This is a genomic window from Treponema porcinum, from assembly GCF_900167145.1.
Classification (GTDB): domain Bacteria; phylum Spirochaetota; class Spirochaetia; order Treponematales; family Treponemataceae; genus Treponema_D; species Treponema_D porcinum.
This window is the reverse complement of sequence record NZ_FUWG01000002.1, coordinates 356,944-377,727: the sequence shown is the minus strand read 5'-3', so window position 1 is coordinate 377,727 and position 20,784 is coordinate 356,944. Positions and strand designations below refer to the sequence as shown.

The following is a 20,784-nucleotide window of genomic DNA, read 5'->3' as shown; positions in this document are numbered from 1 at the left end:
GAATGTATTGATTAAAAAATTGCAGGGCTTAGAGAAGTGCAGACTGTGGAGAATTTCAGCCTGTGCAAATTGGTATAAGCTCTGCTTTTTTGTATTGGAAATATAAGAGGTGACATCATGACTAAAGAAGAATACGATAGATTAGGTCATATTACGGAAACAGGAAATTGCTGCATCTGCGGAAAAGAATACACAGACTATGGTAATTCAACCTGGGGCATCTGGACAGCTGAAGAGGAAAAAATGGCCTTTGGAGAAAACAAACGCTGCTGTTCCGAATGTATTAAGATTGTCAATGAAACCCGATTGGAAAAGGCAACTGCTATTAAGGAAGGAAAAATCGAAAGTGTAAAGGATGATCTTTTTGAAGTCATCTATGAACGGCGGCTTAAGGGGTTAGTAGAAGGTGGAGAATTTATAATACGAGTCTATGACAACGGTCTATACCGAAAAATACTTCTTCCCAGAGAGACATATAAAGGGAAAAAATATAAAGGGGAGCGGAAAGACATAGTCTACGGTAAGGAACTTTCTGTAGTAACAAAGCTCCAGGAATTTTATAGGGAAAATCAGGAAGAGATAGATTCCCTTTCAGACCGATTAAATGATCCCTATGACGATCGTATATACAATGAGGCGAGCATACGGTTTGGCAAAAAGCTTATTACCGGAAATAGTATTTTTGGTGCTCCGCCTAATGAATATTATGATGAAATTCTCGAAGTTAAACGAACTCCGGAAAAGGATGCAGTCGTACAACAGATAAAAAAACTCTGGAAGCTTGCTCAAAAAATTGAAAACGGGATTTTAGAAGACGCATTTCCTCTGTATAAAAAAGTAAAGGACGATCGTAGAAAAAGAGTTGCAAGAAGCCTGAAAATTAGTGTGGAAAAAATAAAAGAAGGTACTTTCTGCACCGCCTCTGAACACGGAGTTTTATAAGGAGCGATTGATTATGTTAGATAATTTTCAATTACACGAATTAAGTGGTTACACTGGTTTAGAAAGAATCAACTATCTATTGGAAATTCTTATAAATTCGAAGACTTATTATGATTATGTACTCAATTCTTATGAACAAAAAGAATATGAAAAAAATCATTTCCCGGATATTATTCGAATATTCATTAATGAATACAGACAAATTGAACCAGCTGCATTATTGAAAGTAAACTATGGTATCTTTACGGTATTAGGTGAGAATACTAAAGCTGCAATAAAAGTATTGAAAGCTCTATATTACGAAAATAAGCTCTCAGTTTCTGATGATGAAATAAACGAAATGACAGGAACTTTAGAAGAATTACTTTCTAATATCAGAAATCAGAAAAATCAAGTTTATAGATTTAAAGTATCAAACCTCAATGAAAGCTTATCTAGGTTTATAGAAGAGTTACAATCTTTTCTTGATTATATATTGTTTTTTAAAGATGTTAAAACAGAAATATTAGAAGCTCTTAGTTCTGCCTATTCAAATTATAAAAGCGATTTAGATTCTTATAATGAACAAATTATGTCAGATGGTTATAACAAAGTAGGGGATGAAACTCAAGACGCAATCGAAAATGAGAACTTAAAGCAAAAGGCAATGTGTATTATTACTGCAATATTCGGGCAGAAATGTTATATCGAAAATCCAGAACTCCTGGAAAAAACTTTAAGTCTTGTTAGTCAATCCCAGCGTATCATAAATGATACTTTACCTTTAAAAATATCTGTAAAAGATAAATTGCCGGTCGTTATACGATAAAGTCAATCGATTGTTGAAACAATCTTCTTGACTTTTTATGGGAGGATAATATGGCTAAGTTAGAACAATTGAAACTTGCTGAAGAGTTTATTAGAACTATTTTGCCAGGAGACATGGATTACAGATTGTTCAATTCAGAAGCTAACCAAATGATCAAGATTTGGGAAGGTTTTAGAAAAGCATATAAGAAAAATAAGCCAATAAAATACAATCCAAGTTTGTCACCTGAAGCAAAGAGATATCTTAAAAGATATTCAAAATCTGTTGCTTTTAGTTTAATGGATCTAAGAAAAAAAGCTCAAGTAAATACAATTATTCCGGTTAAAACAGAATTTGAAAAAACAGAACTTGAAAGGTATAAGCTGCAAACTGAAGGTTTTATACTTAATTTTGAGCATACTGAAGATGAGCAGACAAAAGCTTTTGTAAAACTTGTAGCAGATACTTTTGCATTGATAAGTTAGCAAAAGATCAAATGCGGAAACTCCAAGTCCGAATCTATTCTTTCCAGCCCTTACAGACATAACACCAGCCGGTGGCGCCTGATACTTCTTCCAGTTCGGAGGGAGTTAGTTTTACCGAAGTAAATGAGTTTCCGCCTGCTGGATGAACATATTCAAATCTCTTCATTGAAACATCGAGCCATACGGGGATTTCTTTTGGAACATTGAAAGGACAGACTCCGCCGGGAGCAAAGCCGGTAATTGCTTCAACCTGGTCGCGGGCAATCATGCTGGGCTTTACGTGAAACTGTGCCTTAAACTTTGAGTAGTTTACAAGGCCGTCACCTGCCATTACCACGATAACAGGTTTTTCATCCACAATAAATGAGAGTGTCTTTGCAATCTCTGCCTCAGAACAGCCAATCTGCTGTGCTGCATGTTCTACGGTGTCGATTGTTTCTTTGTGTTCTGTAAGTCTGTCTGCGTATCCCTTAGCTTTGAGGAATTCTAAAACTTTTTTATTTATCATATATCTAAATATCCTTGTTTACCTATTACTCAGATTGGTTTATAATACAATCAAGGGGGCTGGCAGTCAATGAGAAGTATTTTGATAAAAGACACAACAAAGGAAGAACGAGAAAAAATCGTTGCCGATGCTCTTGGCTGCGGAAGCGACTGTTCCATGTGCTGTGCCTGTGGCGGCATGGAAATTGACTATCAGCAGTATATAGACGGTAAAAAAGAGATTTCCCAGCTGAATGCAGAATACCGGGCAAATACGATGATAGGACACTAGATTATAGCTTTCCCATCAAATCCTTAATTGTTGTTTTTTTCAATTCTTCTTCCAAAGCCTTTTGGGCATTATCTAATGGTTGGTCTAGAACTGCATGAATCTTGCTTCCAACAGGGCATTTTGGATTTGGGTTTGAGTGAAAATTGAACACAGAACGGTCAGTATCTTCTTCTTCGCTCACTGCCTTGTAGACATCCAAAAGGGTAATTTCTTCGGTTTTCTTTGAAAGGCTGGAACCGCCAACACCAGCTTTTGTTCCAAGTGCTCCGTCAATAAAATCGTTCTGCATATCAATTACAATTAAAAGTTTCATAGTGATATTTATTGCAGAAGAGGGATTTTTTCTATAAGACGGAGTTCTTTGTCCGTTTTTACGTTTATGGAATTGCACAAACATTATTCACATTATTTCAATTTATAGCACGTGCTTCTTCCGCCGGCTTCTGTTTTTGCAAGAATGTCTGCTTTGATAAGCCTGCTTATATCGCGGTTTGCCGTATCCTGCGAGCACTTGCAGATTTTTGCATATTTTTGCGAAGTCAAATTTCCTTCAAAATCATTCAGCAGCATTCCAAGAATTTTCCGCTGGCGTTCATTTATTCCGAACGAATCAGCTTTTGCCCAGAATTCCCTGCGCTTTTGAGTCTGTTCAAGTTCCGAAATAACAGACAGAACCGCACGGTTCATACAGCCGGAATACCACAAAAGCCACTGAGTTATGTCAAGCGAACCGCTCGTTTCTATATAATGGAGCATTTCGTAATATTCTTTTCGCTCCCGGCACAACTGAGAACTCATACTGTAAAGATGGTCTGTATGCGCTGAATTTTTATCACCGCGGCAAAGTGCCATATCCGCAATCACTCTGGCAAGGCGGCCGTTTCCGTCCTCAAACGGGTGAAGCTCCACAAAATACAAATGTGCAACCGCGCTCTTTATTACGGAACTCAAATTCTGTTCCTCCGAGTCAAAATTGAACCAGTCAAAAAACCGCGCCATTTCTTTTTGCAGAATTCCGGCAGGCGGCGCTTCAAAGTGAACCTGCTCGTTCCTGCCAAAACCGCTTATGACGCGCATAGGTCCGTTGCAGTCAGTCCGATATTCCCCTACGTGAATTTTGTAAAGCCCGTTAAAACTTTCGTTTCCCGACGGATTTCCGAACAGTTTTTTGTGCCAGCTGAAAAGCCTCTCCTGAGAGAGCGGCGCATTGCAGTTATGAACGGCATCCGTTATTACTTCGACAATCGAATTTATATGCGGCCGGTTTTTGTCAAGCTGACCGCCTTTTGCAAGAATAATATTTTCCAACCCCAAAGTTCGTGCAACAGAAGAACGCAGGCTTGACTCATCAAGATTTACGCCTTCGATTTCAAACGAATTCTTGATTTCCTGAGTAAACCTGTTTATAGCCGATTCAGACTGAACGGAAAATCCCATAAGCCGCATCTGCCCTTCCAGAATTCCCTGATTGGAATGAAGTTCCAGAAGCGGATTCAAGAGCTTTGAATTATCCCAGAAAAAATCCGGCCAGCCTGCATTTTGCCATAAATAAGCCATACCAGAAGAATAACATTCCTTGCGGAGATTATCAAGTTATTCTCCGCATATTTTACCTATTTTTTGCGGAGATTAGAAAGTTATTCTCCGCAAGGTGTTAATGGGGGATTGTGCAGGAAATTTTCTTCCCACAGCTCTCTTGTAAGAACATTCTTATGCCCGATTCTTGTTTCGTTCATCAGCGGAACAGGGACTGAATCGCATGTGCTGTGATAGACAAACCCGAGTTTTTCCTGAACCCGCTTTGATTTTAAGTTTCCGTCGTAATAAGCGCACCAGATTTTTTTCATCTGTAAATTTTCAAAACCATAGCGGATAATTTCAGCTCCGGCTTCGCTCATAATCCCCTGACCCCAAAACTTTTTTCCAAGCCAAAACCCCAGTTCACATTCGTCATCGCGGTCAGTCATATCAGTAGTTCCGTTCAGCTTAAGTTCAATACAGCCGATTGCAAGATTGCGAGGCTTTAAGCAGATTGCAAAACACGCAGAACAGCACAAAATATTTTTTATAACTTCAAGACTTTCCGAAACACTTTTGTGCGGCGGCCAACCTGCAATCGGGCCGACATCAGGGTCTTTTGCGTATTCAAATAAATTTTCAGCATCGTTTTCGTTCCAGCGCCGTAAAATCAAACGCTGTGTGTAAAGTTCCATTTTTTCTCAATAATATCTTTTATTTTGTCTTCTCTTAGAATAAACAATTCTTTTGGTAAATAAAAAAATATTTCTTCATCAATATTTTTTGCTTCATCAGATATATAGTAACCATAATCAGTTTTGCAAGATATTTTTAGATTATTGATTTTTGAAACATTGTAATCTCCGCTTGTTTTTTTTTGCCTGACTTTTAGTTGAAGTTTAACATTTTTGGGGAGAATTTTCTATAAAAAGTGAAAGTTAGAAAAAAAGCTGCAAGTTCGGGATGACAAAAACGTATTAGCATGCCCAAATGCACGGACAAAAAAATATTTCATCAAGAACAAAATTTATTTTCATCTTGAGCAAAAATTATCTTTATCTTGAACAAATATTCGGAAAACAGGCTTTTTACGCCTTGTAAACAGTCTGTTTTCATGTTGTAAACAGTCTATTTACAGCCTGTAAACAGACTGTTTACAGATTTTTGCAAAAATACAAAGTCTAATTCTTTATTATATAATAACATAGAACGCCATAAAAAACAATAAATTTTTATTTTTGCACACGGAAATCAATTGATAGAATGCAAGATTAGAGATATCCGTAGAAAAATCTGATAATTTATAATAAAGTAGAAGAAACTAACTCGTTATGAATCTTATACGGACAAAAAACTGTATAAGAAATTTATACAGGATATGTGTGATTTGTGTTAGGATGATGCTCGCAATGGGGCACAGGAGGATAAAATGAGAAAATTATTTTTAGTAATGATTTTTGGAATTATTTCGACTTTTATATATGCCGCTCCTTTTGGTCTAAAAATGGGAATGACAGTTGAAGAAATAACCGAACAATGCAAAGAAGAACCTTCCTTGGTAAAAGACGATATTTATCTAATAAAACCTACTAAAAGTCATCCATTATTTGATTGTTATGCAGTATATGTAAATGAAAAAACTGGATTATATCAAATACGAGCAATTTCTTCTCCAATCACAACTAACAAATTTGGCACCGAACTAAAAAATTCATTTAACTCGCTTAAAGACAGAATTGCAAAAACATATGGGAAACCAAAAGTTACAGATAAATACAGTAACGCTTCCGATTCATACCATCAACAAGATGAGTATTGGTTTTATTCTCTAAGAGAAGGTTCTCGTGAACTATCTGCTGTTTGGGGATATAATTCTGCCCTTTCAGATGAACTTAAATCAGTTGCATTGGAATGTACTGTTTCAAGTGGATTTTATGACGGTACAGGTCAATTAGTTTTGTATTACTACTTTAAAAATGCAAGTGCTGTAGAAGACGAGCAGGACGAAGTGTTTTAACTTATGATTTCATCTACCCTGCTAATATCAATAGCGGTTGTTGTCGTCATTTTATCAATATTTTTCTCAATACTTTATGCAAAACGCAAAAAACGATTGGAAAGGGAGCTTGAAGAAAAGCTTGCCTATTTTCAAGAACAAATCAGAATCTTTTTTGCAGAATATTTTGAATTAAAGAAGCACTATATCTCAGAGGTTTCAGAAACTGAATTTGCAGAAAAATGGCAAGCATTTTATTCCGAACTTTCAAAATATCGCATCTCAAAGAAAGATGGTTTTGCAGAAGAAATCGAGCATTTTAGAAAAACTTACTCAAATCTTCATAATGAAATTGTCAGTCTGAATGCAGAAATTAGAAGAAAGGAAACTCTTTCACAAATCTTAAAATCTGTCGAAAACTTCTATACAGAACTTTTTAACCTTGAAAAGCAGTATGTTACACATTCAAACAGCGTTTCCTTTATCGAAAAATGGCAATCCCTCTATCAAAAATTAATTTCCGCAGATGTTCGCAAAGAAGATGATGAGTTTTCTGAAATTGAACGGTTCAAAACAGTCTATCATTCGTTGCACAATTATTTTGAAACAGCCAACAATCAGTTCATTCAAAATGAATCAACAAAATACGAGTCATTATTTTCAAATATTGACGGCAAATCATTGGACGAACAACAACGAACAGCAGTTATAACAGATGAAAACAGAATTTTAGTTCTTGCAGGTGCAGGAAGCGGAAAAACACTTACGATTTCAGCAAAAGTAAAATATCTTTGCGAAGTAAAAAAAATAAACCCAAATGAAATTCTTTTGATTTCGTTTACAAAAAAATCCGCAGAGGAAATGACAGAGCGAATACAAAACAAACTTAACATTCCTGCTGTTGCCACAACTTTTCACAAACTTGGGCTTGATATTATAAAAAATGCAGACGGCAAAAGACCTGAAGTTGCGGACGAAAATGCCCTCACGCAATTCATTCACAATTTCTTTGAAAACGAGATTGTAAATCATCCCGAGATTGTAAAGGCACTTACAGAATATTTTGCATACTTTCTTGAAATTCCAGAGGATATGGAAAAACACAGTTCTCTTGGCGAATTATACGAAGAAGAAAAAAACGCAGATCTTGAAACCTTAAAATCAAAATATGAAAGGGAAAAATATATCCATGAAACAGGAGCAGAAAAAGCAAAAGCATTTAAAACTCTGAACAACGAGCAGGTAAAGAGCCTTGAAGAAACAAAAATCGCAAACTTTCTTTTTATGAACGGCATAAAATACGAATATGAAAAACTATATCCGTTTGAAAGCAATGATCCAAACAGGAAAGCTTACCACCCCGATTTTTACCTTTGCGATTATGACATTTATCTTGAGCATTTTGGGGTTTCAAAAGATTTCACCGTTCCATGGCTTTCGCCAGTAGAAGAGAAAAAATATCTGGACGATATTTACTGGAAGCGTGCTTTTCACGAAGAACACAACACAAAACTAATTGAAACATATTCATATTACAGTTCAGAAGGAGTTCTGCTCAAAAAACTTGAAGAAATCTTGTCCGCCAATGGCATTACATTAAAACCGAGAGATTTTTCTGATGTGTTCAATACAGTCTATGCAAGTAAAAGCAACAAATATTTCTCAGAGTTTATGAATCTGTGCTGTACTTTTATCAATCTTTTTAAATCCAATAATTACAAGATTGAGCAAATCGAAGTATTGAAGAAAAATTATTGTAATTCAGAACCAAATGATTTTTTATGCGAACGAACTTCGTTGTTTTTGGATATAATCAAAGTCATTCTCACAGAATATCAGAATTATCTTTCTGCTCAGAATGCAATAGATTTTTCTGACATGATAAATCTTGCCGCCGATAAAGTAGAAACAGGATGTGAGATTACTCCCTACAAATATGTAATTGTAGACGAATATCAAGACATTTCAAAATCACGCTTCAATTTATTAAAGGCAATTGTAGAGAAATCGCAGGCAAAACTTTTTTGTGTCGGCGATGACTGGCAGGCAATTTATCGCTTTGCGGGAAGCGATATTTCACTTTTTACCGATTTTGAAAAATATTTTGGTTATACAAAAATTCTTAAAATCGAAAAAACTTACAGAAATTCACAAAACCTTATTGATGAAGCCTCTCATTTTGTTTTGCAGAATCCATTGCAGTTAAAAAAAGATTTACATTCGGATAAAAATCTTGATTACCCGCTTGTATTTTGGGGATATAATGAAGATCCTTGCAAAACGTTGCAGTTCGCTGTTAATAAAATTATATCCGAATTTGGAGTTAATTCTTCTATATTGATACTTGGCAGAACAAACTATGAAAAAGAAATCTTGAAAAAATCAGGATTGTTTAAAATCTACACGAACAATCGGAAAGAATACATTGAGTATATACCAGCTCCAGAAGTACAGATAGATTTTCTTTCTGTTCACAAATCAAAAGGTTTGGAAGCAGATAATGTCATTTTGCTGAACTTTAAAAACGACAAGCTTGGTTTCCCTAATCAGATTGCTGACGACAAAGTTTTGAATCTTGTTCTTACGAATGCGGAAAACTACAAATTTGCAGAAGAACGCCGTCTTTTCTATGTTGCTATTACAAGAACGCGGAATAGAACTTTTGTTTTGACCGACAATAAAAATCCATCTCCGTTCTTTAAAGAATTTATAGAGTCGAATTCTGTCTGTTTTATCGGAATAAAAAAAGTTGAAACGACTGCACAAACGCAATGCCCGCTTTGTAAAAGTGGAACTCTTTATAAAGTATCGCACGAAGGAAAATATTTTGTTGGTTGCTCGAACTTTCCAAGATGTAAATATTCTTTGCGAGATGCAACAATTTTATTGAATCCTAAAAAATGTCCTTCCTGCGGTGGCTTTCTTGTAAAACGCAAAGGAAAAAACAATCATTGGTTTGTCGGCTGTACGAATTATCCATATTGCGAATATACGGAGCAGATACAAAAAAATAAGAATGGTAAATGGTTGTGAAAAATAACAAAATAGCACATGACATGCACAACAATATCTAAGGTCAGTCCCCCGCAATATTCAAACTCCGTTTTTCATAGTATCATAAAACTATGGACACCCTGAATCCCCAGCAGCGCCATAAAAATATGTCCTGCATCCGCTCAAAAGACACATCTCCCGAAAAAGCAATCAGAAAGGCACTCCACAAGGAAGGGTTCAGGTACAGAATCTGCGACAAACGCTACCCCGGAAAGCCGGACATAATTCTTCCGCATTACTATGCCGTCATTTTTATAAACGGCTGTTTCTGGCACGCCCACGAAGGATGCCGCTATTTCGTTTTCCCAAAATCAAACCAGAGTTTCTGGCAGAAAAAATTTCAGCGGAACAAAGCGCGCGACGCTGAAAACCTCAAATACTATCAGGAACAGTGCTGGCGCGTCTGCATCGTCTGGGAATGTGCAATCCGCGGCAAAAACAAAAACCAGAAAATCGAACGCACAAAAGACCGGATAATCCAGTGGCTCGACGAAGAATGGGAACCCTATCTTGAAATCAAAGGCAATTAAATATAGGAAGCTTACTGAAAACCCGCTCATTCGTACCCGTTGCCCTGATGCGAGTTTTCGAAGAAAACTCGGTAGTGAGCGATAGCGAACGAACTACCCCTTCGCCTAAGGGGGGGACACCCCCTAAAAACCCCGGTCGCTTGCAGGAAGATTAATCTGCGTGACCATAATAATTTTTACGGAGGCAAACAATGTCAGAAAATCAGCAGACTTCAAATCAACCGCAAAAGCACATTTTCGTATCAGCCGCCGTCATCTTCCGCACGGACACGGACGGCACAAAACAGGTTTTTGCAACACAGCGCTGCTACGGCGAATGGAAAGGCTGGTGGGAATTTCCCGGCGGAAAAATCGAAAAAGGCGAAACGCCAGAAGCTGCCCTTGTGCGCGAAATCCGCGAAGAACTTACAGCAGAAATTTCAGCCGGCAAAAAAATCTGTTCAGTGGAATACGACTATCCTTCGTTCCATCTTTCAATGCAGTGCTTTGCGTGCAGTATTATTTAAGGCACTCTCACGCTCCTTGAACACGAAAACGCGCGCTGGCTTTCCGCGTCGGAACTGCACTCCGTAAAATGGCTTCCTGCTGACGAAGATATCATTTCCAAAATCGAAGAACTTTTGTAAAAAAAAACTCCCGGAACGGCGTAATTTTTTACCGAACCGGGAGTTTTTTGCGTAAAATTATCTATTCTACCTGCACGAAAAACTATTCGTCTTTTTCGCCGGAAAGCATAATGTTCGTAAGTATTCCAAGAATCAGTGCACATGCAACTGTTCTTATTTCAACTGCACCGAACCTTACAACCATTCCGCCTACACCTGTAATGAAAATCACGGAAGCAACAAACAGGTTTTTGTTCTTGTTCAAGTCTACCTGCTGGAACATCTTAAAGCCGGAAACTGCGATAAATCCGTAAAGAGCCACGCAAACACCACCCATAACGCAGGATGGAATCGTTTCAAGAAGAGCAACAAGCGGACTGATTAAAGAGAAGATAATACAGATTGAAGCACATCCCCAGATTGAAACGGTAGAGGCATTCCGCGTAATTGCAACGCAGCCGATTGATTCGCCGTACGTTGTATTCGGACATCCGCCGAATGCAGTGCTTATCATTGTTCCTACACCGTCTCCAAGCAGCGTACGCGTAAGTCCTGGTTCTTCAAGCAGATTAGTTCCTACAATGGCAGAAAGATTTTTGTGGTCTGCAAGATGTTCTGCAAAAACTACAAATGCAACAGGAACATACGCAGTAAACAAAGTCAAAAGATACTTTCCTGTTACGGCTTTTAATCCTTCTGTGCCGCCAAGCAGAAACGTAAATTTAGGAAGGGAAATATAGCCGCTGAAAGATGTAAAGTCAAGGGATGTAAGTGCGCTGTAGTTGATGACCGTAAGGCTTGCGTTTCCTGTAAGTTTTCCGATAAGCGCAAACAGGGATGCAAGAACGTATCCTGCAAAAATGCCGATAATGAACGGAATAAGTTTTCCGACTTTCTTTCCGTATGTGGAACAAAGCATGGTAACGGCAAGGGTGAAAAGTCCGCAGATAAGGGCAACGTATGTACTTCCACCCTCAACGCTTGATTTCATAAGATCACCTACCGCATTACCGGAAAGGCTCAGTCCGATTATTGCAACTGTAGGTCCGATGATGACAGGTGGCATAAGGCGGTCAATCCATTTTACTCCGCAAAATTTTACGACAAGCGCAATTACAATATATACGATTCCTGCCATCAGGGCACCGATAATAAGTCCCCAGTATCCAGCTGCCTGTGCAAGACCAAGCGTTTCTGCACCGGCAAACGCACTGAACATTGAGCCGATAAATGCAAATGAGCTTCCCAAAAATACCGGGCTAGAGCTTTTTGTGAACACAAGATACACAAAAGTTCCTACTCCGGCACCAAACAGCGCCGCAGAAGCTGTCAGTCCGTGTCCTACGATTGCAGGAACGGCAATTGTTGCTGCCATAATGGCAAGAAGCTGCTGCAATGCAAACAGCACAGTTTTTCCAAAGCCCGGTTTGTCTTTGATACCATAAATTAGATTCATTCTCTTCTGATTCTCCATATATAGATAATGTAAGGAAAAGTTCCGCGGAAATTATAATAGCTTGAAATAAACTGTTCAACGTTCAGAAAACGAAATTACAGAAAGTAATGCAAAAAAAAACTAAACGGAACGACCTAAATTCCGATACTGAAAGTAGTATATCTTTTTCCGAGGGGAATTATGAATAAAAAATTTTCTATTGCTCTTGTAATCAGCGTCTTTTTTTTCATTTTTACGGCAGGATGCAGCTCAACTCCTAAAAAGGAAGCCTCCCTGCATCAACTTATACAGGAAGGAAGAATAGATGAAGCAAAAGACCGCTTCACGACAAAATACGACATAAACGAGATTGATTCAGACGGAAACACCGCCCTGCATCTTGCAGCCGCAATAAACGATTCTGATTTAGTAACGTTCCTTATCATTAAAAAGGCAGACATCGACCTGAAAAATTATCAGAGCCAGACACCGCTTCACGTTGCCATCGAACATAATTCCGTGGAATCTGCACAGGTGCTTGTTTCTTTTGGTGCAAATATTTTTGCGCGGAACAGCGAAGGCATTACTGCAATGGATATGGCTTTTGAACGCGACAGCGCATACTACGACATTTTCATTACTACAAAAACAAGCGAACTCCGCGACATTGATGACGGACGGAATATCGTTCACTATTTTGTACAGACAAAAAATGAAAAGGCAATAAATTACTGCGTAAAAAAGAACATTCCTCTTTCTGTTCCGGATGCAAACGGAAAAACGCCTCTTGACCTTGCATTCCAGTCAATCACCGATATTGAATCCGTAGAAATTGCGGCATCCCTCATATTGAACGGTGCAGAACAGGTTGAATCTGACTACGACTATTTCCAGACTGCCGTAATGAACAGAAACTTAAACTACCGTTTTGACGACGGACAGACTCCTCTTCACATTGCTTCGATTTTCGGGCATACACCTGTAATTCGCTATCTGCTTGAAAACAATGCGCTTACAAACGTTCAGGACAGTTCAGGTGCTTCTCCATTGCACGAAGCCGTCCGCTACGGACGTTACGAAATTGCACAGCTTCTGCTTCAGGCAAGCGCAGATCCGAATGCCCGGGACAATCTTGGAAAAACTCCAATCCTTCTTATTATGCCGGAAGAGCAGCGCGCCCAGCTGTATTCGCTTCTTCTGAACAAGGGTGCTGACATTTCCGTAAAGGATATGTACGGCGACACTGTACTTCACACTGCAACAATGACGACTGTTCCTGTTGATATTCTGAAAACTCTTGTAAGCGCCGGAGCAGACATAAACGCACGCAATAAGGAAGGCGTTACTCCGCTTGCAATCGCAATCGAAAACAATGTCATCGACCACATCCGTTTTTATGCAGACAACGGCGCAGACATCAATACAAAAAATACAGAAGGCGAAACGCCTCTTACAATGGCGCTTAAATCAAGTGAAAACCTGCTTGAAATCATCGTGAACAAAAACAACGTAAACTCACAGGATTCAGACGGAAACACTCCGCTAAACGTTGCAATCATTCAGAACGCAACTCTTGATAAAATTCAGTATATCCTCAGCCTTACGGACGACGTTAATGTGCGCAACGCAGACGGAAACACTGCGCTTTACCTTTCCGTTCTTAAAAACAGGCAGAAACTTGGCGAACTGCTGCTTGCAAAAAATGCAGATATTTTTGCAACGAATACGCGCAATAAATCTCCGCTTAGCCTTGCGCTCAATGCAGGCGGTTCTGTAATGGACTGGCTTTTGACTTCGCAGACAATCGTTGCTACTGACGGAAGCGGAAATACTGCCCTTCACTATGCGGCGGAATGGGGTCTTGAAAGTGCAATCTCCGCAATGATTCAGAAAGGCGCAAATCCGGAGGCAAAAAATGCAAACGGTGAAACGCCTGTTTTCAGTGCGTGCAAAAACGACAATCCTTCTATTATAGACCAGCTTGTTGCGCAGGGTGCACGCGTAAATGTGCGCGATAACCTTGGAAGTACGCCGCTTCATACTGCGGTGCGCTGGGGAAACATAAACACGGCAATGAAACTTGTTTCGCTTGGCGTTGAAATTGACCCACAGAATGTTTCCGGAAAATCACCGCTTGCAGAAGCCGCTCTTGCCGGAAAATACGATATTGCAAAAATGCTTCTTGATAAGGGCGCAAATCCGAACATAAGCGATACGTCTGGAAGAACAATATTAATGGATGCTGTACGTGGAAAAAACGTAAACGTCATAAAACTGCTTCTTTCATACCGCGCAAATCCGCAAATTCAGGAAATAAACGGAAGAAACGCATATCACGAAGCGGCGCTTTCCGGCGACAAGCAGATTATTTCGCTGATACTTAACGCCGGCGGAAATCCGCTTTCGCGCGACAAGAGCGGTACTACTCCGTTCAGCCTGAGCCTTCGCGAGGGTGATGAAATTATGCGCGCCGTCCTTGGAAACGATACTACAATCGCAGACAGCGACGGAAACACACCTGTGCATATTATCATAAAAAATAAATGCCCGGCGCGCACTCTTTCTATGCTCATAAGCGCCGGTTATCCTTCTGACACGCGCAATTCCGACGGATACACGCCTCTAGGCATTGCAATCGAAAACAACAACAAGGAATATGCATCCATTCTTCTTGCAAACGGTGCAAATCCGTTTACTATGATAGACAAGAAAGGCAAAAATCCGGCTTCGATTGCTCTGGAGAAAAACAACGAGGCTATTCTTGGAAACATCGTAAAATATGCGGGAAAAATGTCTGACATTCAGGGAAATACGATCTTGCATTATGCGGCAAGAAGTTCAAGCGCAGACACAGTTGCCAAGCTTATTTCATACGGACTTGATACGAACGTAAAGAATATTTCGGGCGAAACGCCGTATATGACTGCAATCCGCTGGAAGCGTACGGAAATTGCGCAGCTCCTCAAGCCGAGTGCAGAAATAAAATAGCATTTTCCGCCGTACTAATCAGGCTGTCTAATTCGCTTCCGGCGTTTTGGACAGCCTGTTGATTTTTTTCCACTTTCCTGTTTTATATTCAGTGTAGCAGATTATCAGGCTTAAAACCCATCCCACAGGATTTGACACCCACACCATAGAAATTCCGTAGACCGGCGCAAGAAGGGAAGAAAAAAGAACGCGGACTACGATGTTCACTACGTTTGCCACAGTAAAAAGCGTCATATCACGGCAGCCGCGAAGAATTCCGTCGCTGTTCTGCTTAAAGCCCATCAGGCACAGGACGACGCTCATATAATCCAAAAAGCCTTCTGCTGTTTCGTAAGCCACGGAAGAACCGCCTGGACCTATAAAAAACGATATAATCTGCGCCTTAAAAATCCTTATTACAAGAAAATAGACTGTGCACACGCACAGGACAATTATGTTTCCGGCAACATAACCTTTCTGCACGCGCTCAGGTTTTTCTGCACCGATATTCTGCGCTACGAACGTAGAAAGCGCCGTTCCAGATGCAACCATTGCCGTAGTTCCAAGTGCCTCTATCCGCGAGCCAACGGAAAATCCTGCAAGAGCCTGAGAGCCGAACTGATTTACAACTGCCTGAATAAGCATAAGTCCGATTGATATTGTACACTGCTGGAAAATAGACGGCAGGGCAACGCGCGTAATGTGAAGAAGCTCGTCTTTGGAAAAAAATGATGTCCTTCCTATGTGAAAACGCACGATAAGGCGCATAAATACAGCGAACGAAATAAGGCTTGAAAATCCCTGCGCAATGAGTGTTGCCCATGCAACTCCAGCAACGCCAAGATGAAACTGCGTTACAAACAGAATATCAAGCGCAACGTTCAGCACGGATGAAAACAGCAGGAATAAAAGCGGATATTTTGATTTTCCAAGCGCGTTAAAAAGAGAGGCAAGCACATTGTACAGAAACAGAAACGGCAGTCCGAAAAAATAAATGTTCAGGTACGTTACCGTCATATCAAGAATGTCGTCCGGCGTTTTTAAAAGCATCATAATCGGGCGTCCGCACAAAAGTCCAAGTACGGCAAGAATGACGCTAAGAATGAAAAACGAAATGAACGTCGTATTGACGGCAACTTTCATTTTTACATAGTCTTTTGCCCCGAAAAAACGCCCGACTATAACTGACGCACCTATTCCGCCGCCGTTTGCAATAAAAATAAAAACATTCGTAAACGCAAGACACGCACCAACCGCCGCAACAGCTTTTTCATTTACAAACTGTCCTACAATCGCCGCATCCACAAGATTGTACAGCTGCTGAAACAAGTTTCCCAGCATTATCGGCAAAAAGAAAACCGCAAGCGCTGCAATCGGGCGCTTTGTAACTAAATAATCATTTTTCATCTGCTGCCTGCCATTCAAGCACTTTTGTAATCCCTCCCGCGCCGCCTGCTGTTCCTGCAAAAAGCCTTACAGTTCCGTAATTTCATCACAGGCAATGTAAAAATAGTCATAACCTTCTTCCGTCTGCGTAAGGATAAAGGTACCGATAATCTCTATCTCCGAATCAAGCGGCGGATAATCTTTGGGAAAACTACACACTCCGGATAGTTTAAATTCAATTCCCTGCTGACAGCAGGCATGTTCATCAGACACCACAACCATATAAGCACGTTCCGTCTTTCCGTTAGGAATAAATGAACTGAACGTTCCCCGGACACGTATTTTTTTCCCGTTATAATGAGCCGGTTCTACAAGCATATTGAACACTTCCGAATACACCATCGTTGCATTGAGCGCAGTAAAATCAAAGTCAATTTTTATACCGTTTTCCGTTACGGAAGAGCCGGCATACGACTGGAGGGCAGTCTCTGAATCTGGTGCGTCGGACTGTACGTTTTTTTTACTGCAAGAACCTAAAAGCACCGGAAGGACAGCTGCCGCCAAAAGAAAGACGGCCTTTACCATGAAATAATTTTTTTTCATTTTCGTAAAATCCCCATTAAAAACCAGAAAAAATGTTCCGTCTGTAAGATATTTGAAATCAAATTTTTACACAATACAAAACGAAAAAAAAGCTTTTTAAAGGCAAAAATCTGTTTTGTATCTTAATCAGGGAGTTTACTAATATTCTACGGATAAGTAAAATAGTAAAGTTATTTCATTTTATGCCGGGAGGAAAAATTGGAATCCGGTGCTATGCTTTTTTTATACGCTGGGCAGAACTCAGGTTTTCTTTCAGAGTTCCTGCAGCAGCTTATTAACGGTCTGTCTTTAGGCAGTATCTATGCGCTTATCGCCTTAGGCTACACAATGGTCTACGGTATTGTAAAACTTATTAACTTTGCACACGGCGACGTTATGATGATGGGTGCATACGCAGGATATTTTGTCCTTATGTGTCTGGGTGCTACCGTTCCCGGTCTTACAGGCGCATTCATCGCTGCTATGGTTCTCTGCGGACTTCTTGCAATTCTGATTGAACGTTTTGCATACCGTCCGCTGCGCTCTGCTCCGCGCCTTAATTCGCTGATTACCGCGATTGCAGTAGAGCTCATTCTCCAGAATCTTATGCGCATCCTTCCGTTCGTAGGGCCTAATCCGCGCCCGTTCCCGACTATGCCGGTTCACAATTTTACGTTCAATGTAGTTTCCGTTTCAACCACGACACTGATTGTCATCATTACAAGTGCCGTCCTTATGATTCTTCTGAATTTCATCGTAAACCATACAAAAACCGGAAAAGCGATGCAGGCCGTTTCCTATGACCTTCAGGCATCCGCCCTTATGGGAATAAACGTAAACCGTATTATTGCAGTAACGTTCCTTATCGGCTCGATTCTTGCCGGCGCAGGCGGAGTTCTTTATGCTACAGCGTATCCGCTCATTGACCCTATGATGGGCTACATTCCGGGACTAAAGGCCTTCGTTGCGGCGGTTCTCGGAGGAATAGGCTCAATTCCGGGTGCAATGGCAGGAGGAATAATTCTGGGAATTGCAGAAACGCTTACAAAAGGCTACCTCAGTTCCCAGTATGCCGACGCAATTTCTTATGGAATTCTGATTGTCATTCTTCTTATAAAGCCGACTGGACTTTTCGGAAAGAAAACATCGGTAAAGGTATAGCGGAGGCATTTATGAAAAAACACATTCAGCACACAATCCTTCTGACTGTAATCGCAGCCGCTGCAATCCTCATTCCTACCGTTCTTGTAGCATCCGGCGTAATCGACGAATACATCGCCGGTATTCTTTCACAGGCAGGCGTTTATGCAATTATGGCGATAAGCGTAAACCTGATAAGCGGAATTACCGGTCAGCTAAGTCTGGGGCAGGCAGGATTTATGGCGCTCGGCGCATATTCAACGATTTTATTCAATACAATACTTCACGTTCCGCTTCCGGTGTCCGTCGTTCTTGCCGGAATAGTTACTGCGCTGTTCGGATTTCTCATCGGTTTTCCGACGCTTAAGCTGGAAGGCGACTATCTTGCAATCGTAACGCTTGCATTCGGCGAAATTATCCGCGTCGTCCTTGTAAATATGAAAAAACTTACGGGCGGTCCTAACGGAAAGTCCTTCAACACAATCCTTACGATGGATTCGACTATTGCCGTCCTTACAATTACGTCAGTCCTTGTGCTTATAATCGTACTTGTGCAGAACGTAATCCGTTCTTCCTACGGTCGCGCAATTCTTGCCGTCCGCGAAGATGAAATTGCGGCAAACTCCTGCGGAATTCCTGTTTTCCGCTACAAAATGACGGGTTTTGTCCTTGCAAGTTTTGTAGCAGGAATAGGCGGTTCCCTCTACGTTATGCTCATCGGTTTTATCAAGCCGGAACAGGCTGCCTTTACAAAAAGCATTGACTATCTGATTTTCGTAGTTCTTGGCGGTATGGGTTCTATGACAGGAAGCGTTCTTGCAGCCTATGTACTTACTTTCCTTCAGGAATCACTCAGATTTCTCCAGAACTACAGGCTTCTGTTCTACCCGGTAGTCCTTATTCTTGTAATGCTGTTCCGTCCACAGGGACTTTTAGGTACAAAAGAATTCTCATTTGTAAACGCATTTGAATGGATAAAAAGCGGCGGACTTAAAACGCTCCCGGCGCGCATAAAAAATGCGTTTTCCAGAAAATCACGCAGGGAGGCAGAATAATGAGCAGCGAAAAAAATCTGGTTCTTCAGGCTTCCGACATTTCAATTGTTTTCGGCGGACTTTGCGCTGTAAGCGATGCAAGTTTTGACTTATACGAAGGCGAACTGATTGGTCTTATCGGACCGAACGGTGCTGGAAAAACGACGATGTTCAATATGGTAAGCGGAATTTATACGCCTACTTCCGGTCAGCTGTCATACTGGGACAGGGAAAATAAAGTCCGCGTAATAAACAAGGCTAATCCTGCACAGTTGAACAAGCTGGGAATTGCGCGCACGTTCCAGAATATCCGCCTTTTCGGAAACCTTACCGTTCTTGACAACGTACGCATTGCGCTCCACAATTCGCGCATCTCAAATCCGCTTGACGTTTTATTCCGCACATCACGTTTCCGCCGCGACGAACAGATTATGACGGAAAAAGTAATGCAGCTTCTTTCGCTGTTTAAAATAGACGGAAAATGCAGGGAACTTGCAAAAAACCTTCCGTACGGAGAACAGCGCAAGCTTGAAATCGTGCGCGCGCTTGCCTCAAATCCAAAACTGCTTCTTCTTGACGAACCGGCAGCCGGTATGAATCCGCAGGAAACGCACGAACTTATGGAAATGATTGCCTTTATCCGCAGGGAATTCAACCTGACAATTCTTCTGATTGAACACGATATGAAACTTGTTATGGGAATTTGCGAACGGATTATGGTTCTTAATTACGGAAAAATCATCGCGTCCGGCACACCTGAGGAAATAAAATCAAATCCGCAGGTTATCAAAGCGTACCTTGGAGGTGAATAGAATGATGCTTGAAGTAAAAGACCTGTGCGTTTCTTACGGCGCAATAAAAGCCGTACGCGGCATTTCGTTCTATGTTGACGAGGGCGAAATCATCACCCTTATCGGAGCAAACGGCGCAGGAAAAACGACTACGCTAAACTCAATATCCAATATCATAAAAAAACAGTCCGGCTCGATTTTCTTTAACGGAAACGACATTACCGCCGTTCACCCGGACAAAATCGTCCGCCAGAATTTGATACAGGTTCCGGAAGGCCGCCGCATATTTGCAAATCTCACTGTTCTTGAAAACCTTGAACTTGGTGCATACCTTAGAAAAGACAAGGACGGAATAGAAAGGGATATGGAACGTGTATTCGGATTTTTCCCGCGCCTTAAAGAAAGAATCCGCCAAAATGCCGGAACATTAAGCGGCGGCGAACAGCAGATGCTTGCAATGGGACGCGCGCTTATGGCTCAACCGAAACTGCTTCTCCTTGACGAGCCTTCTATGGGTCTTGCTCCTATTCTTGTTGACGAGATTTTTGAAATTATCAGGCGTATAAATGCAGACGGAACGACAATCCTGCTTGTAGAACAGAATGCGTTTAAGGCACTCTCCATTGCTGACCGCGCATACGTTCTTGAAACGGGAACGGTTACAAAAAGCGGCAAGGCATCCGACCTTATCGCCGACGATTCCGTAAAAAGCGCATATCTCGGAGGATAAACGCGCGCCACCGCACCAGTTTGA

20 protein-coding genes are annotated in these 20,784 nt (G+C 40.8%); 13 read left to right on the top strand and 7 right to left on the bottom strand.

Annotation, left to right across the window (positions count from 1 at the left end):
* The first annotated feature begins 117 nt into the window (after positions 1-117).
* The 3 genes from B5D55_RS01615 to B5D55_RS01605 are packed head-to-tail and all read left to right on the top strand — an operon-like array spanning position 118 to position 2,214.
* Positions 118-942, top strand: a complete 825-nt coding sequence (locus B5D55_RS01615; RefSeq protein WP_078932227.1) for a hypothetical protein — start codon at positions 118-120, stop codon at positions 940-942.
* 13 nt (positions 943-955) lie between these two features.
* The gene (locus tag B5D55_RS01610; RefSeq protein ID WP_078932226.1) at positions 956-1,750 is read left to right on the top strand and encodes a hypothetical protein; all 795 of its coding nucleotides are present in this window, start codon (positions 956-958) and stop codon (positions 1,748-1,750) included.
* A gap of 50 nt (positions 1,751-1,800) precedes the next feature.
* Positions 1,801-2,214 carry a hypothetical protein gene (locus B5D55_RS01605; RefSeq protein ID WP_078932225.1) on the top strand — a complete coding sequence of 138 codons (414 nt, stop codon included), beginning with the start codon at positions 1,801-1,803 and terminating at the stop codon, positions 2,212-2,214.
* A 34-nt stretch (positions 2,215-2,248) separates the two neighbouring features.
* On the opposite strand, the gene B5D55_RS01600 is transcribed toward B5D55_RS01605, so the two are convergent.
* On the bottom strand, positions 2,249-2,722 hold the full coding sequence (locus B5D55_RS01600) for a YbaK/EbsC family protein (protein WP_078932224.1): 474 nt from the start codon (positions 2,720-2,722) through the stop codon (positions 2,249-2,251).
* 69 nt (positions 2,723-2,791) lie between these two features.
* On the opposite strand from B5D55_RS01600, the gene B5D55_RS01595 reads away from it, so the two are divergent.
* The gene (locus B5D55_RS01595; protein WP_078932223.1) at positions 2,792-2,992 is read left to right on the top strand and encodes a hypothetical protein; all 201 of its coding nucleotides are present in this window, start codon (positions 2,792-2,794) and stop codon (positions 2,990-2,992) included.
* 1 nt (position 2,993) lies between these two features.
* On the opposite strand, the gene B5D55_RS01590 is transcribed toward B5D55_RS01595, so the two are convergent.
* From B5D55_RS01590 to B5D55_RS01580, 3 genes are all read right to left on the bottom strand, one after another.
* Positions 2,994-3,305, bottom strand: a complete 312-nt coding sequence (locus tag B5D55_RS01590; RefSeq protein ID WP_143593125.1) for an Rrf2 family transcriptional regulator — start codon at positions 3,303-3,305, stop codon at positions 2,994-2,996.
* 92 nt (positions 3,306-3,397) lie between these two features.
* On the bottom strand, positions 3,398-4,549 hold the full coding sequence (locus B5D55_RS01585; RefSeq protein WP_078932221.1) for a Fic family protein: 1,152 nt from the start codon (positions 4,547-4,549) through the stop codon (positions 3,398-3,400).
* 80 nt (positions 4,550-4,629) lie between these two features.
* A complete protein-coding gene (locus B5D55_RS01580) occupies positions 4,630-5,205 on the bottom strand; it encodes a GNAT family N-acetyltransferase (protein ID WP_078932220.1) in 576 nt (191 codons plus the stop codon).
* A 734-nt stretch (positions 5,206-5,939) separates the two neighbouring features.
* Here B5D55_RS01580 and B5D55_RS01575 point away from each other — a divergent pair.
* From B5D55_RS01575 to B5D55_RS01560, 4 genes are all read left to right on the top strand, one after another.
* Positions 5,940-6,527, top strand: a complete 588-nt coding sequence (locus B5D55_RS01575) for a hypothetical protein (RefSeq protein ID WP_078932219.1) — start codon at positions 5,940-5,942, stop codon at positions 6,525-6,527.
* Positions 6,528-6,530: 3 nt separating this feature from the next.
* Positions 6,531-9,539: a UvrD-helicase domain-containing protein gene (locus tag B5D55_RS01570; RefSeq protein WP_078932218.1), complete on the top strand. Its 3,009-nt coding sequence runs from the start codon at positions 6,531-6,533 to the stop codon at positions 9,537-9,539.
* 92 nt (positions 9,540-9,631) lie between these two features.
* Positions 9,632-10,090 (top strand): very short patch repair endonuclease, encoded by a 459-nt coding sequence (locus B5D55_RS01565; RefSeq protein ID WP_078932217.1) that lies wholly within the window; start codon positions 9,632-9,634, stop codon positions 10,088-10,090.
* Between the two features lie 191 nt (positions 10,091-10,281).
* The gene (locus B5D55_RS01560; protein ID WP_200805264.1) at positions 10,282-10,596 is read left to right on the top strand and encodes a (deoxy)nucleoside triphosphate pyrophosphohydrolase; all 315 of its coding nucleotides are present in this window, start codon (positions 10,282-10,284) and stop codon (positions 10,594-10,596) included.
* A gap of 202 nt (positions 10,597-10,798) precedes the next feature.
* Here the strand turns inward: B5D55_RS01560 and B5D55_RS01555 are convergent, their stop codons facing one another.
* Positions 10,799-12,151, bottom strand: a complete 1,353-nt coding sequence (locus tag B5D55_RS01555) for a uracil-xanthine permease family protein (RefSeq protein ID WP_078932216.1) — start codon at positions 12,149-12,151, stop codon at positions 10,799-10,801.
* A gap of 180 nt (positions 12,152-12,331) precedes the next feature.
* On the opposite strand from B5D55_RS01555, the gene B5D55_RS01550 reads away from it, so the two are divergent.
* Entirely contained in the window at positions 12,332-15,118 is a 2,787-nt protein-coding gene (locus B5D55_RS01550; protein ID WP_078932215.1) for an ankyrin repeat domain-containing protein, read from the top strand.
* Positions 15,119-15,145: 27 nt separating this feature from the next.
* Here B5D55_RS01550 and B5D55_RS01545 read toward each other — a convergent pair whose 3' ends face one another.
* Both B5D55_RS01545 and B5D55_RS01540 read right to left on the bottom strand, forming a co-directional pair.
* Complete coding sequence (locus B5D55_RS01545) at positions 15,146-16,504, bottom strand: MATE family efflux transporter (protein WP_078932214.1); 1,359 nt, start codon at positions 16,502-16,504, stop codon at positions 15,146-15,148.
* A gap of 66 nt (positions 16,505-16,570) precedes the next feature.
* Entirely contained in the window at positions 16,571-17,086 is a 516-nt protein-coding gene (locus B5D55_RS01540) for a hypothetical protein (RefSeq protein WP_078932213.1), read from the bottom strand.
* A 213-nt stretch (positions 17,087-17,299) separates the two neighbouring features.
* Here B5D55_RS01540 and B5D55_RS01535 point away from each other — a divergent pair, with 213 nt between their 5' ends.
* The 4 genes from B5D55_RS01535 to B5D55_RS01520 are packed head-to-tail and all read left to right on the top strand — an operon-like array spanning position 17,300 to position 20,760.
* Positions 17,300-18,226: a branched-chain amino acid ABC transporter permease gene (locus B5D55_RS01535; protein WP_078932276.1), complete on the top strand. Its 927-nt coding sequence runs from the start codon at positions 17,300-17,302 to the stop codon at positions 18,224-18,226.
* A gap of 11 nt (positions 18,227-18,237) precedes the next feature.
* Positions 18,238-19,260: a branched-chain amino acid ABC transporter permease gene (locus B5D55_RS01530; RefSeq protein WP_078932212.1), complete on the top strand. Its 1,023-nt coding sequence runs from the start codon at positions 18,238-18,240 to the stop codon at positions 19,258-19,260.
* Entirely contained in the window at positions 19,260-20,051 is a 792-nt protein-coding gene (locus B5D55_RS01525; RefSeq protein ID WP_078932211.1) for an ABC transporter ATP-binding protein, read from the top strand. Before B5D55_RS01530 ends, B5D55_RS01525 begins: the two co-directional genes overlap by 1 nt.
* Positions 20,052-20,055: 4 nt before the next feature.
* The gene (locus tag B5D55_RS01520) at positions 20,056-20,760 is read left to right on the top strand and encodes an ABC transporter ATP-binding protein (RefSeq protein WP_078932275.1); all 705 of its coding nucleotides are present in this window, start codon (positions 20,056-20,058) and stop codon (positions 20,758-20,760) included.
* Positions 20,761-20,784: the final 24 nt, after the last annotated feature.